Origin of the sequence: Cellulosilyticum ruminicola JCM 14822 (assembly GCF_001311925.1) — a bacterium.
In the GTDB taxonomy this organism is placed as follows: Bacteria; Bacillota; Clostridia; order Lachnospirales; family Cellulosilyticaceae; genus Cellulosilyticum; species Cellulosilyticum ruminicola.
Genome location: NZ_BBCG01000011.1, coordinates 19992 through 33642, shown reverse-complemented (window position 1 = coordinate 33642; position 13651 = coordinate 19992). Strand labels below are relative to the sequence as shown.

General features: G+C 33.0%; 17 protein-coding genes and 1 pseudogene. All 18 read left to right on the top strand.

Features of this window, described 5'->3' with window-relative positions; translation table 11 throughout:
* Positions 1-3 precede the first annotated feature (3 nt).
* On the top strand, positions 4-180 hold the full coding sequence (gene rpmF, locus JCM14822_RS05955; RefSeq protein WP_054740556.1) for a 50S ribosomal protein L32: 177 nt from the start codon (positions 4-6) through the stop codon (positions 178-180).
* A gap of 76 nt (positions 181-256) precedes the next feature.
* Complete coding sequence (gene plsX / locus JCM14822_RS05950; RefSeq protein WP_054740554.1) at positions 257-1258, top strand: phosphate acyltransferase PlsX; 1002 nt, start codon at positions 257-259, stop codon at positions 1256-1258.
* A gap of 64 nt (positions 1259-1322) precedes the next feature.
* Positions 1323-1559, top strand: coding sequence for an acyl carrier protein (gene acpP / locus JCM14822_RS05945; RefSeq protein ID WP_054740552.1), 237 nt, complete (start codon positions 1323-1325; stop codon positions 1557-1559).
* A gap of 71 nt (positions 1560-1630) precedes the next feature.
* Complete coding sequence (gene rnc / locus JCM14822_RS05940; RefSeq protein ID WP_054740550.1) at positions 1631-2353, top strand: ribonuclease III; 723 nt, start codon at positions 1631-1633, stop codon at positions 2351-2353.
* 8 nt (positions 2354-2361) lie between these two features.
* Positions 2362-3555, top strand: coding sequence for a chromosome segregation SMC family protein (locus tag JCM14822_RS05935; protein WP_054740548.1), 1194 nt, complete (start codon positions 2362-2364; stop codon positions 3553-3555).
* Positions 3552-4646 (top strand): coiled-coil domain-containing protein, encoded by a 1095-nt coding sequence (locus JCM14822_RS05930; RefSeq protein WP_054740546.1) that lies wholly within the window; start codon positions 3552-3554, stop codon positions 4644-4646. Before JCM14822_RS05935 ends, JCM14822_RS05930 begins: the two co-directional genes overlap by 4 nt.
* 202 nt (positions 4647-4848) lie before the next feature.
* The gene (locus JCM14822_RS05925; RefSeq protein ID WP_408606182.1) at positions 4849-5949 is read left to right on the top strand and encodes a coiled-coil domain-containing protein; all 1101 of its coding nucleotides are present in this window, start codon (positions 4849-4851) and stop codon (positions 5947-5949) included.
* A 79-nt stretch (positions 5950-6028) separates the two neighbouring features.
* Positions 6029-7216, top strand: a complete 1188-nt coding sequence (ftsY, locus tag JCM14822_RS05920; protein WP_306307298.1) for a signal recognition particle-docking protein FtsY — start codon at positions 6029-6031, stop codon at positions 7214-7216.
* Positions 7217-7368: 152 nt separating this feature from the next.
* Complete coding sequence (gene ylxM, locus JCM14822_RS05915) at positions 7369-7722, top strand: YlxM family DNA-binding protein (protein ID WP_054740542.1); 354 nt, start codon at positions 7369-7371, stop codon at positions 7720-7722.
* A 12-nt stretch (positions 7723-7734) separates the two neighbouring features.
* Positions 7735-9072, top strand: a complete 1338-nt coding sequence (gene ffh, locus JCM14822_RS05910) for a signal recognition particle protein (protein ID WP_054740540.1) — start codon at positions 7735-7737, stop codon at positions 9070-9072.
* Between the two features lie 34 nt (positions 9073-9106).
* Complete coding sequence (rpsP, locus tag JCM14822_RS05905) at positions 9107-9352, top strand: 30S ribosomal protein S16 (protein WP_054740538.1); 246 nt, start codon at positions 9107-9109, stop codon at positions 9350-9352.
* A 24-nt stretch (positions 9353-9376) separates the two neighbouring features.
* Complete coding sequence (locus tag JCM14822_RS05900) at positions 9377-9607, top strand: KH domain-containing protein (RefSeq protein WP_054740536.1); 231 nt, start codon at positions 9377-9379, stop codon at positions 9605-9607.
* Positions 9608-9820: 213 nt separating this feature from the next.
* Positions 9821-10336: a ribosome maturation factor RimM gene (gene rimM, locus JCM14822_RS05895; RefSeq protein ID WP_054740534.1), complete on the top strand. Its 516-nt coding sequence runs from the start codon at positions 9821-9823 to the stop codon at positions 10334-10336.
* Entirely contained in the window at positions 10333-11076 is a 744-nt protein-coding gene (gene trmD / locus JCM14822_RS05890; RefSeq protein ID WP_054740532.1) for a tRNA (guanosine(37)-N1)-methyltransferase TrmD, read from the top strand. The genes rimM and trmD overlap by 4 nt, the downstream gene beginning before the upstream one ends.
* Positions 11077-11169: 93 nt before the next feature.
* A complete protein-coding gene (gene rplS, locus JCM14822_RS05885; protein WP_054740530.1) occupies positions 11170-11517 on the top strand; it encodes a 50S ribosomal protein L19 in 348 nt (115 codons plus the stop codon).
* Positions 11518-11621: 104 nt separating this feature from the next.
* Positions 11622-12471, top strand: a pseudogene (ylqF, locus tag JCM14822_RS05880) (ribosome biogenesis GTPase YlqF).
* A 44-nt stretch (positions 12472-12515) separates the two neighbouring features.
* Entirely contained in the window at positions 12516-13070 is a 555-nt protein-coding gene (gene lepB / locus JCM14822_RS05875) for a signal peptidase I (protein WP_054740528.1), read from the top strand.
* Positions 13071-13092: 22 nt separating this feature from the next.
* Positions 13093-13647 (top strand): signal peptidase I, encoded by a 555-nt coding sequence (gene lepB / locus JCM14822_RS05870; RefSeq protein ID WP_054740526.1) that lies wholly within the window; start codon positions 13093-13095, stop codon positions 13645-13647.
* Positions 13648-13651: the final 4 nt, after the last annotated feature.

Genomic DNA, 13651 nt, shown 5'->3' with positions numbered 1-13651 from the left:
GAAATGGCAGTACCAAAAAGAAAGACTTCTAAAGCCAGAAGAAACCAAAGACAAGCGAATTGGAAACTTTCTCCACTTAACTTAGTGAAATGTCAAAAATGTGGTGAATTAATGATGCCACATAGAGTATGTAAAGCTTGCGGTTCTTATGCAAACCGTGTTGTAGTAAAAGTAGATTAATACTATAAAAAAGACAGCTTTTAGCTGTCTTTTTGTATATTTAATTTCAATATAGAGAAAGATAGAGGTGATGCATATGTCAAAAATAGCAATCGATGTAATGGGTGGAGACAATGCACCTGATGAAATTATAAAAGGCTGTATACAAGCAAGTAAAAAAGCTGACTTTACACTAGTCTTAGTAGGTCCAGAAGCACTCATCAAAGAAAAATTAGCTGCGTTTACATATGAACCATCCAAAATAGAAATTGTAGATGCAGAAGAAGTAATTGAAATGGAAGAGTCCCCAACTTTAGCAATTAGGCAAAAGAAAAAATCTTCTATGGTAATAGGACTTAAGCTTCTTAAAGAGGGAAAAGTAGATGGCTTCATGAGTGCAGGAAGTACAGGTGCACTTTTAACAGGAGCAACATTAATTGTAGGACGTATAAAAGGTGTTGAACGGCCAGCCTTAGCTCCATTTATTCCGACACAAAAAGGGTGTTCCCTCCTTATAGATTGTGGTGCTAATGTTGATGCAAAACCAAGCTATCTAGCACAATTTGCACGTATGGGAACAGTATATATGCAACAGTGTATGGCAGTTCCTAATCCAAAAGTAGGACTTATTAATATTGGAGTTGAAGCTGAAAAAGGTAATCAACTTGTAAAAGATGCCCATAAATTACTTTTAGTAGATGAAAGTATCAACTTCTTAGGAAATATAGAAGCAAGAGATATTCCAAAAGGTGAAGCAGACATTTTAGTGTGTGATGGCTTTGTGGGAAATATTGTATTAAAATTTATGGAAGGCTTTGCAAAATGGATTTTAGGTATGCTGAAAATAGAATTCCTAAGAAATTTAAAAACTAAATTAGCAGCATTTTTACTTAAAAAAGGGATTCATGAAATCAAAGGTAAATTTGATTATGCTACCAAAGGTGGGGCACCATTCTTAGGTGTAAATGGGCTTGTAGTAAAGACTCATGGTAGTTCAAAAGCAGAAGAAGTTTGTGTCACAATTCTTCAGACAGAAGGTTTTATTAAAAATCAATTAGTTGAAAAGATTAAGATGAACTTTACAGAATCTGCAAATTAATATTGACTATCAATGAGGTATATAATATCATCAAAATATAAATCTTTATATGAGGTGTAGAAATATGGTATTTGATAAAGTAAGACAGATTATTAGTGAGCAATTTAACATTTCAGAGGATGAAATTACTTTATTAACATCATTTGTTGATGATTTAAATGCAGATTCATTAGATGTCTTTCAAGTAATTATGGCAATTGAAGAAGAGTTTGAAATGGAAATTTCAAACGATGAAGCAGAGAAGGTATCTACTGTGGGTGATGTTGTCGATTATATCAAAGAACAAAAAGGATTAGAGTAAATATTAGGCCTCGCTTTGCGGGGCTTTTCCTATATATAGCAAAGTGTAGGAATGATAAAGGAGATAAACAAATGGCTAAAAAGACAGATAAAGCTTCAAGAGCAATGAAAGTAGAAGCTATGCAGAAAGTAATTGGCTATGAATTTAAAAAACCACTTATTTTAGAAGAAGCACTAACACATAGTTCTTATGCCAATGAACATAGAAATATTCAAACAAAAGACAATGAAAGATTAGAATTTTTAGGAGATGCGATTTTAGATTTAGTAATTAGTGAATATTTATTTAAAAAACATCCAGAAATGCCTGAAGGGGATTTATCTAAGTTACGTGCAAGTATTGTATGTGAAGGGTCTTTAGCAAAAACAGCTAAGACAATCCAGTTAGGCGAATATGTTTTCCTTGGCAAAGGAGAAGAAATGACTGGTGGTAGAGAACGTGCATCAATACTTGCAGATGGTTTTGAAGCTGTTACAGGTGCATTATTCTTAGAAGGAAGTTTTGAACTTGCTAAAGACTTTTTAACAAAGACTTTAATTTGTCAAGTAGAAGGCATGACTTCTTTAGAAGCACTTTATACAGATTATAAAACGCTTTTACAAGAGAATATTCAAAAAGAAAGTAATGTGCCAATTCATTATGAAGTTGTTGGTGAAGAAGGTCCAGATCATGATAAAAAATTTTATGTAGAAGTGTATCATGGAGAAAATATTCTTGGTAGAGGCTGCGGTAAGAGCAAAAAAGAAGCTGAACAAGATGCGGCTAAAAAGGCTTTAGAGAAATTAGAAAATTGAGGTGAATTATGTATCTAGATAAAGTTGAGATACATGGCTTTAAATCATTTGGAGATGCAGTGAAATTAAGTATCCCGCAAGGTATTACAGGTGTTATAGGACCAAATGGTAGTGGTAAAAGTAATGTTTCTGATGCTATTAGATGGGTACTCGGTGAGCAAAGTGCCAAAAGTTTACGTGGAAGTAATATGCAAGATATTATTTTTGCAGGAACAGAAAAGCGAAAATCTTTAGGGTATGCTGAGGTTGCTTTAACTATTAAAAACCCAGATCAAGCGGTGCCTATTGCATATACTGAAATTGTGGTAAAAAGACGTGTATATCGTTCTGGAGAAAGTGAGTACTTTATTAATGGAAGTACTTGTAGATTAAAAGACGTTCAAGAACTCTTTATGGATACAGGAATTGGTAAAGATGGTTACTCAATCATTGGACAAGGTCAAATTGACCGAGTACTTAGTTCTAAACCAGAAGAGCGAAGAACATTATTTGAGGAAGCAGCTGGAATTTATAAATATAAAGTAAGACGTCAAGAGGCAGAACGTAAGCTTGAAAAGCAGCGTGATAACTTAGTACGTATACAAGATATTATTTTAGAAATTGAAGGGCGTTTAGAACCACTTTCTATAGAAGCTAAAAAGACAACACAATTCTTGAAGCTTAAAGAGCGTTTAAAAGAAGTTGATATAAATATATTTATCTTTGAAATTGAATGCATTGAAAAAGAAATTGCAGCATTAAATGAACTTATTACTTCAATAGAACTGCAAATCAAAGATGCACAAGAAGAAGAAAATGCACTTAAAAAGAGACAAGAAAAGTCTAAACAAAAGAAAGATGCATTATATACAAATATTGAGACTTTAATTAGTGAGATTTCTAACTTAGAGAAACAACAAGAAAAAAGACAAAGTCAAATTACAATTAATGAAGAAAAGATTATCAATATTGAAACCCTTTTAGGACAAGTTGTAGAAGATCAAAAAGCTCAAGTTTTAGATCATCAAAATAAAAAAGAACGTCTTTCACTTCTTGAAACAAAGCGTACAGCTTTAGAAATTGAACATGCATCTAAAATGACAATTATTGAACAAGAGGAAACAAGAGTCAATGCACTAATTAAGGCCTTAAGTGATTTAGAAGGCACTATTGATAGTTCTAAAGAGGAATTACATCAGAAGATGCGTGAGATTGACTTTTGAAGCAGAGCTTCAAAAACGATGGGATGGAAGCACAGCTTGACTATCGTCTTTCTCAAATTAGTGAGCAAATTGCATTATTAAATAGTGATATTCAGCATCAAGAAGTCAAAGGCAAATTACTTGAAAAACAAAAAAGTGAAGCTTCAACTAAACTTGAGAGCTTAAGAGAATGTTTAGAAAAAGTTGAAACAAGTAGACAAGAAATAGAAAAAGAGAAGTTTACAAAAGAAAAAGCACTCAATCAAATGACACAGAATATGATTCAAACAGAACGTCAGATGAAATGGCTTGAACAGATTAAAGAAGAACATGAAGGCTACTATGGAAGCGTTAAGCAAGTATTAAAACTGGCTAAAAGTGATAGTACAAAATGGCAAGGCATTGTGGGTGTAGTTGGTGAACTTGTAGAAGTACCAAGAGAATATGAGACAGCTATTGTAACAGCTCTTGGTGGGGTGATTCAAAATATTGTGACACGCAGTGAAAAAGATGCCAAAGATATGATTACAGTTATGAAACAACGTGGTATTTCAAGAGTAACTTTCTTGCCACAAGATACAGTACGTAGTAGTCAGCCAATTAATGAGAATGGCTTAAAATCAGAAAAAGGATTTTTAGGTTTTGGAAATGAACTTATTAAGTATCCAGCAGAGTACAGCAATATTATTTCTTCATTATTAGGTCGTATACTTATTATTGATAATATGGATAATGCTTCACATATTGCACGTAAATATCAATATAAATACAAGTTGGTAACTTTAGAAGGTGAAGTATTTAATAGTGGTGGTTCATTAAGTGGGGGAAGTACAAAAAATCAAAGTAATAACATTTTCTCACGTGCCAGGGAATTAAAAGAAGCTAATGAAAAATTTGTATACTATCAATCAGAAGTTCAAAAGGAAAAGACAATTTTAGAAACATTAAATACATCATTAGTTGAAGAAAAAAGAGAAGTAGAGGCACTTACTCTAGAAATTAATGCATTAGATACAAGAATAAAAGGGCACGCTTTAGAGTGGGATAAAACAGAACATGCTTTAAAAACTTACAAAGACAAATCAATTACAGCTTTTAGCAGAACGAAATAATATCGAAGATAACCTAGAACAAATTAAATTGGGTAGAGAAGATGTTAAAGAACATGCTCAGGAGTTAAAATCTACTATTGGCGATTATGAAGAAGCATTAGAAGCATTAGAGAAAAAGTTAACTCAGTTAAAACAAGAAAAAGATGAAGCAAATAATGCATTAACTGAAAAGAAGATCAGCTTATCAAGTACAGAGCAAAATATGAAGTATATGCTTGAACAAATCCGTGAAATCGAAGAAGCACTAAATGGACAAGGTGAAAAACAAGAACAGTTAGTAGAAAAAATGGCTAAGTTTGAGCAAGAGAAACAAGTTTTATTAGAAGAAAATACGCATATTGAATCATTAATTCAAGAAGATAAAGCAAGTATTGTGGCAGCTCTTGAAAGAAGGAAACAATATGATGAGGAAAAAGTAACTTTGGAACAAGAAGAAGTGAAACTTGCTGAAATTATTAATAAAGCTAGTGAAAAACTTAGTAATCTGAAAGAAGAACGCTATCGTCTAGAAAATAAAAAAGAAAATAGCGCGATTCAGAAACAAAACTGGGGAAATACTATGTGGGAACAATATGAACTCACTTATAATAGAGCCCTAGAATACAAAATTGAAGATTGCTCTATTACAGAACTTAAAAAACATTCAGTAGAGATGCGTGGCCAAATCAAGCAGATTGGAAACGTTAATGTAAACGCTGTAGAAGAGTATAAAGAAACTAAAACCCGTTATGAATTTTTAACAGGTCAAAAAGAAGATATGGAAAAAGCCGAAGCAACATTAATTGAAATGATTGATGAACTCATGAATCAAATGAAAGAAATCTTTAAAGTACAGTTTGCAATTATTGCACAGAACTTTACAGAAGTATTTAAAGAGTTATTTGGTGGAGGAGAGGCATACTTACAACTTCTTGATGAAGAAAATATTTTAGAATCAGGTATAGAAATTATTGCTAAACCACCAGGTAAAAAACTGCAAAACATGACACTTTTATCAGGGGGAGAAAGAACACTAACAGCGATTTCTCTAATCTTTGGAATCTTAAAGCTTAAACCATCTCCATTCTGTGTACTGGATGAGATTGAGGCTGCTTTGGATGATGCCAATGTATTAAGATTTGCAAATTATCTTGAGAAACTCTCAAAAGAAACACAATTCATTGTTATTACTCATAGAAAAGGAACAATGGAACGCGCCCATACATTATATGGGGTAACAATGCAAGAACGAGGAGTTTCAACAGTTCTTTCAATTGAACTTGAAGATGCAAGTAATTATATGGATCAAAAGAAAAATAATTAGGAGGCTAGAGAATGGGACTTTTTAAAAGATTATTTGGGAAAAAGGAAGCACAGGCTGTAGAAGAAGTTAAACAAGAAGTATGCTTCAAGAAGAAAAAGTAGATACTATAAATGAAACACTTCCTAGTGAAAAAGTAGAAGAAGATTCAGATGAACAAGAAGAAGCACCTGTAGACGAGAAAAGCTTATCAGGTGAGCAAGGAAAAGTGAAGGTAACAGAAACTGAGGGAGCACCAAAAGTTGAAGAAGTAAATGCTGCCGTAGAAGCAATTTTACAAGATAAAACTACAGAAGAAGCAGTACAAACTGAAGAAAATCCAGAAGTAGTAGAAGAGATTCAAGTAGAAGAAGTGGAAGCAAAGCAAGAAAACACTCAAGTAGAAGAAGTTGTAGCACCAGTAGAAAAGAAAAAAGGCTTTATGAAACGTTTAATTAGTGGGCTTACTAAGACAAGGGATAACTTTTTAAAAGGTGTAGAAGATGTTTTAAGTAATTTCAAACACATTGATGAAGATTTATATGAAGAGTTAGAAGAAGCACTTATTATGGCAGACTTCGGTGTAGATACAACACTTAAAATTATGGATGAATTACGTCAAAAAGTTAAATCAGACAAAATTACAGATCCACAAGCTTTAAAAGTAGCACTTCAAGAAATCATTACAACAATCTTAACAAAAACACCAACAGAAAGTATTTTAAATCCAGATGGGCCAACTGTTATTTTAGTAATTGGGGTAAATGGAGTAGGTAAAACAACTTCTATTGGAAAAATGTCACATCTTTATAAATCAGAAGGTAAAAAAGTACTTGTAGCAGCAGCAGATACATTTAGAGCAGCAGCTATTGAACAACTTCAAGTATGGTGTGAACGTGCAGGTGTAGAAATCATTAAACATGATGAAGGTACAGATGCTGCCGCAGTTGTATTTGATGCGATTGCAGCTGCAAAAGCGCGTAACAGTGATGTGCTTATTTGTGATACAGCAGGGCGTCTTCAAAATAAAACAAACCTAATGAAGGAATTAGAAAAAATTTCACGTATTATTGCAAGAGAATATCCAGAAGCTAAAAAGGAAATTCTAATTGCATTAGATGCAACAACAGGACAAAATGCAATTCAACAAGTTAAACTGTTCAAAGAAGTAGCAGAAATTAGTGGTATTATTTTAACTAAGTTAGATGGTACTGCTAAAGGTGGAGCTATTGTAGGAATCTATGAAAACTTCGAAGTACCAGTAAATTTATTGGGGTTGGTGAAAAAATAGATGATCTACAACCTTTTGATGCTCAAGCGTTTGCCACAGCACTTTTTCAGACAGAACAATAAGTTTTAAATTTATAGTTGACAAATAACAAGGTTTTCATTATAATCATCTAGTGTAAAGCAAAAAGGACTGACAGTAAGTCGGGGTGTAACATGGAAAAGTTTGTTGTGATAACCTATTTATTTGACTTTTATCAGGAATTGCTCACTGATAAACAACGAGATTTATTACGTGAATATTATTTTGAAGATTTATCTCTAGGAGAGCTTTCTGAACAACATCAAATTAGTAGACAAAGTGTCTTTGACACGATTAAAAAAGCTGAGGGTAAACTCCTAGATTACGAAAATAAGTTGCAGCTCTTTGCAAAATTCCAAAAGCAGCAACAAGTACTCATCAAAATAAAAAGTCATTGTAATGACGTGAGTGAAAGTCTAGAGGGTGAACAGGCAAATTGCATACAAGAGGTCATTGCTCTAGTAGATGAATTAATAAATAAAATATAGGAGGACTCATGTATGCCTTTTGATCAATTATCAACCAAATTACAAGATGTTTTTAAACAGCTTAAGGGTAAGGGTAAGTTAACAGACAAAGATGTTAAAGTAGCACTTCGTGAAGTTAAGCTTGCACTTTTGGAAGCTGATGTTAACTTTAAAGTTGTTAAAAACTTTATCAAGACTATTGAAGAACGTGCAGTTGGACAAGAAGTCATGGAAAGTTTAACACCAGGACAACATGTTATAAAAATAGTAAATGAAGAACTTGTTAATTTAATGGGTTCTACACAAAGTAAAATCACATTTGCACCAAGAGGAATTACAGTCATTATGATGGTAGGTCTTCAAGGGGCTGGTAAAACAACAACAAGTGCTAAACTTAGTAGTCTTATAAAATCTCAAGGAAAGAGACCATTACTTGTAGCCTGTGACATTTACAGACCAGCAGCGATTGATCAATTAATAAAAGTAGGAAAGCAAGTTAATGTACCTGTCTTTTCTATGGGGAATCAGGTAAATCCAGTAGACATTGCAAAAGTAGGTCTTGAATATGCTAAAGAGAATAATAATGATGTTGTAATCATAGATACAGCGGGTCGTTTACATATTGACGAAGTGCTTATGGATGAGCTTAAAAACATCAAGGCAGCTCTTAAACCACAAGAAATTTTACTTGTAGTAGATGCAATGACAGGACAAGATGCCGTGAATGTAGCTGAATCTTTTGATAATACTTTAGGACTTGACGGTGTAGTCATGACTAAGTTAGATGGTGACAGTAGAGGTGGGGCAGCCTTATCTGTAAAAGCTGTAACAAATAAGCCAATTAAATATGTTGGTATGGGTGAAAAAATGGCAGATTTACAGCCATTCCATCCAGAACGTATTGCTTCTCGTATCTTAGGGATGGGGGACGTTTTAACACTTATTGAAAAGGCTCAACAAAACATTGACGAGCAAAAAGCTAAAGAATTAGAAGCTAAATTTAGAAAAGCAGAGTTTAACTTTGAGGATTTCCTAGATCAAATGCAACAAGTTAAAAATATGGGACCAATTAGTCAGCTTATTGGAATGATTCCAGGTATGAATACAGCAAAACTTGGGGATATTCAAATTGATGACAAACAAATGGCTCATATCGAGGCAATTATTCTTTCTATGACTAAAGAAGAACGTCTTAATCCAAGCATTTTAAATATGCAACGTAAGAAACGTATTGCAAAAGGTTCTGGGCGTGACCTACAAGAGGTTAACAGACTGATTAAACAGTTTGAGCAAATGCAGGTCATGATGAAACAATTCTCAGGTATGATGAAAGGCAAAAAAGGTAGTAAATTCAAATTACCTTTTATGTAAATATATAGCATACTTACAAGGAGGTGAAATTAAGATGGCAGTTAAAATTCGTTTAAAAAGAATGGGACAAAAGAAAGCTCCTTTCTATAGAATCGTTGTTGCTGATTCACGTTCTCCAAGAGATGGTAGATTTATCGAAGAAATCGGTTACTACAATCCTTGTCAAGAACCAAATGAATTAAGCATTAACACAGAAGCAGCTCAAAAATGGCTTGCTGATGGTGCTCAACCAACAGATACAGTTAAAGATTTACTTAAAAAATCAGGTGTTGAAATGTAATTTGTTTCAGGGGAGGAATTTCCAATGAAAGATTTATTACAGATGTTAGCAACACAACTTGTCGGTAATCCCGAACAAGTTTCTGTGTCACAAAAAGAGGATGACGAGAAAATTGTTTTAGAGTTACATGTAGCCCCAGAAGATATGGGTAAAATAATTGGAAAGCAAGGTAGAATTGCTAAGTCAATCCGCACAATAGTGAAAGCTGCAACAGCCGATGTGCATAAAAAAGTTGTAGTTGAAATAGTAGAGTAGGTTAGGGAATCCCTAACCTACTTGTGCTATATAATGATTTATGTATTGCAAAGCTTTATTTTGTCATACTATAATAAAGTGAGTGACATTTGTCATAAACTAGGGAAAATAATTATATATTTTCACAAGGGATAATAAATAAGTTTATTATCTTTCACAAAGTTATTGTTATCCTTTATGAAAGGATATAAATTTAAACAAAGGATGATTCATATGGAAACAATGTTTACAGTAGGAAAAATCGTTAATACACATGGTGTAAAAGGGGAACTTAAGATTGTACCAACAACTGATGACCCTAAGCGTTTCAAAAAATTAAAAGAGATTTATGTAGAGAGAAGAGAACTTAAAAGATATAATATTGAAGCTGTACGCTTTCATAAAGACTTTGTACTTCTTAAATTAGAAGGTATTGATGATATGAATGACGCTGAAATTTTAAAAGGAAGTACACTTAAAATTGACCGTAAAGATAGCTTACCACTTAAAAAAGATGAATACTACATCAGTGATTTATATGATTTAGGTGTTTACACAGAAGAAGATAATCGTTATTTAGGTGATATCGTTGATATTATTTACACAGGTAGCAATGATGTTTATGTTGTAAAAAATCCAGAAACTAAGAAAGAAATTTTATTACCAGCTATTAAACAAGTTGTTAAAGTAGTAGATATCGAAGCAGGTAAAATGACTGTACACCTTTTAGAAGGGCTTGAAGAACTATGAAAATAACAATTATGACCTTATTTAAGGAAACAATTGATCAAATTTTAAACTATAGTATCATGGGACGTGCTAAAAAAAGCAATCAAATAGAATTGGAAGCTATCGATATTCGTCCATTTGCAGCTAATAAACATCATCAGGTAGATGACTACCCTTATGGTGGTGGTGCAGGGATGCTGATGATGGCACAGCCTATTTGTGATTGCTTTGAACATGTAAAAGAAACTATGCCTGGTGTGAAGCCTCGTGTGCTTTATATGACACCACAAGGCAAGGTGTGGAATCAACAAATGGCAGAGGAGTTCGCAAAAGAAGAACATATTGTCATTTTATGTGGACACTATGAAGGTGTAGATCAGCGTGTTATTGATGAAATTGTAACAGATGAAATTTCTATTGGTGACTATGTATTAACGGGCGGGGAATTACCTGCTGTTATTATTGCTGATAGCATTATGCGTTTGAAACCAGGTGTACTTGGTAAACAGGAATCTTTTGAAGAAGAGTCATTTAGTGATGGACTTCTAGAATATCCACATTATACAAGACCAGCTGAGTTTAGAGGACGCAAAGTACCAGCGGAACTACTTTCTGGAAATCACAAGAAAATTGAGGAATTTAGAAGAGAGCAATCCCTTATAAATACGTATAATAAACGTCCAGATTTGCTAAAAAAAGCTAATTTAAGCATAAAAGACAAGAGGTTCCTTGAAAATTACGCAAAAAATCATTGCAAATAAAAACAAGACATGCTATACTATGTACTGTTATTACGGATGTTCCGCTGGCAGTATTTTATGTTAAGAACGTCTTAGAAAAAAGGAGAATTTATTATGAACCCAATTATTAGAGAAATCGAAAACGCTCAACTTAAAGCAGAAGTACCAGCATTCAACGTTGGTGATACAATCCGCGTATATGCAAAAATCAAAGAAGGTCAAAGAGAACGTGTACAAATGTTCGAAGGGATTGTATTAAAAAGACAAAATGGTGGAATTCGTGAAACATTCACAGTAAGAAGAATTTCTTACGGTGTAGGTGTAGAAAAAACTTGGGCACTTCACTCACCAAACATTGAAAAAATCGAAGTTGTTCGTTTAGGTAAAGTTAGAAGAGCTAAACTTAACTACTTACGTGAACGTGTTGGTAAAAACGCTAAAGTTAAAGAATTAATTAAATAATAAAAAAGGACTTTTTAAGTCCTTTTTTATTATACTCATTGAGTATTTTAAGACTTTTATCATATAATAAAGCTATAAAAATTATAAATACAGGTGACTAGAAAATGAATATACAATGGTATCCAGGTCATATGACCAAAACAAAACGATTAATAGAGGAAAATATCAAGTTAGTTGATATTGTTATTGAACTTTTAGATGCACGTGCACCTTATAGTACAAAAAATCCAGACATCGATAAAATTAGCTAATAATAAAATGCGTATTATCATTTTAAATAAAGCTGACTTAGCTGATGAGGCAGTAACAAAAGCTTGGATTGACTGGTACAGTGCACATAATGTAAAAGTCGTACCAATCATTGCGACAAGTGGCAAAGGCATCAAAGAAGTTGTTAAAATTGCAGAAGATCTTTTAAGAGAAAAGATTGAAAGAGATAAAGCAAGAGGACGTATTTATCGTCCAATTCGTGCAATGATTGTAGGTATTCCAAACGTAGGTAAATCTACATTTATTAATGCGTTAGTTGGTAAAAAATCAGCTAAGACAGGTGATAAACCAGGTGTTACAAGAGGTAAACAATGGGTTAAAATTAGAAAAGGATTTGAACTCCTTGATATGCCAGGTATCTTATGGCCTAAATTTGAAGATCAAACAGTAGCACAACATTTAGCATTTATCGGATCTATTAATGATAATATTTTAGATAATAGACAGCTTGCAATTAACTTATTAGATCTTGGCCTTAAAGAATTTAAAGATAAAATAGAAGATAGATATAAAGTAGAATTACCTGATGATGGATATGAGGCATTCAAAACAATTGCAGTAAAACGTGGGCTTATTATAGCTGGTGGTGAAATTGATGAACTTCGTACAGCACAGATCATTTTAGATGAATTTAGAGGCGGTAAATGGGGGCATATTACAGTAGAACACCCAAAAAATATATAATAAATAGTATTGGATAAATAATAAATATAGAAAGAAGTGAAAATATGGGACAGGGCGTAAATTTTATTAAGCGTAGTATTGAATTTAGTAAGGAACTTATTTTAGCAGTATTAATGGCTTTACTATTTACATTTTTTATTGTGAGTCATAATAAGATACCTACATCTTCTATGGTAAGTACAATTAATGTGAATGACCATATTTTAACGACAATGATACCATACTATTATCGTGATCCTGCATATGGTGAAATTGTTGTATTTAAACATGAAGGTCCCGATAAATTAGAAAGTTGGGTAAAACGTGTCATAGGACTTCCAGGAGATGAGATTGACATTCGTGAAGGTAATGTCTATGTCAATGATGTAAAAATTGATGAATCAAGGTATTTAGCTAGAGAAGGTATTTCAGATCCTTATACAGGAAGTAATCACGTAGAATTTCCATATACAGTACCAGAGAATAGTTATTTCCTAATGGGGGATAATCGTACTCAAAGTCAAGATTGCCGTTATATTGGTGCAGTAAGTCGTGATAAAATTTATGGTAAGGGATGGATAAAGATATATCCATTTAATCAAATCAGCGTTTTAAAATAAATTGTTATGGGGTGGCTATGGGATGAGTGCAGAACAAAATAGGTTAAAAGCATTTTTAGAGTATTTAAAGAGTATGGTGTTATTAGCTTTAGCAATTATACTTTTCTTTACATTTGGAATGAGTCATAATCGTATTCCATCTGGATCTATGATTAGTACAATTAATATTGGAGACCATATTATTGTGAATAACCTTCCTTTTTATTATAGATTACCTAAAAAAGGTGAAATAATTGTATTCCATAAAGGAAAAGAATTATGGGTAAAACGTCTTATAGGTTATCCAGGGGATGAGATTGATATTCGTGAAGGCAATGTTTATGTCAATGGAGAGCGTATAGATGAAACAAGTTATTTAGAAAGTGAAGGAATTTCAACACCGATTATGCAACCAGGTGCTACGCCTATTGCGTTTCCTATGACAGTGCCAGACGATTATTATTTCTTAATGGGTGATAATCGCTTAGGCAGTTTAGATTGCCGTTTTGAAGAAGTAGGGATGATTCCTTGCAAGGATATTGTAGGTAAAGCATGGGTAAAAATATATCCATTTAATCAAATAGGCTTACTTCATTAATCAA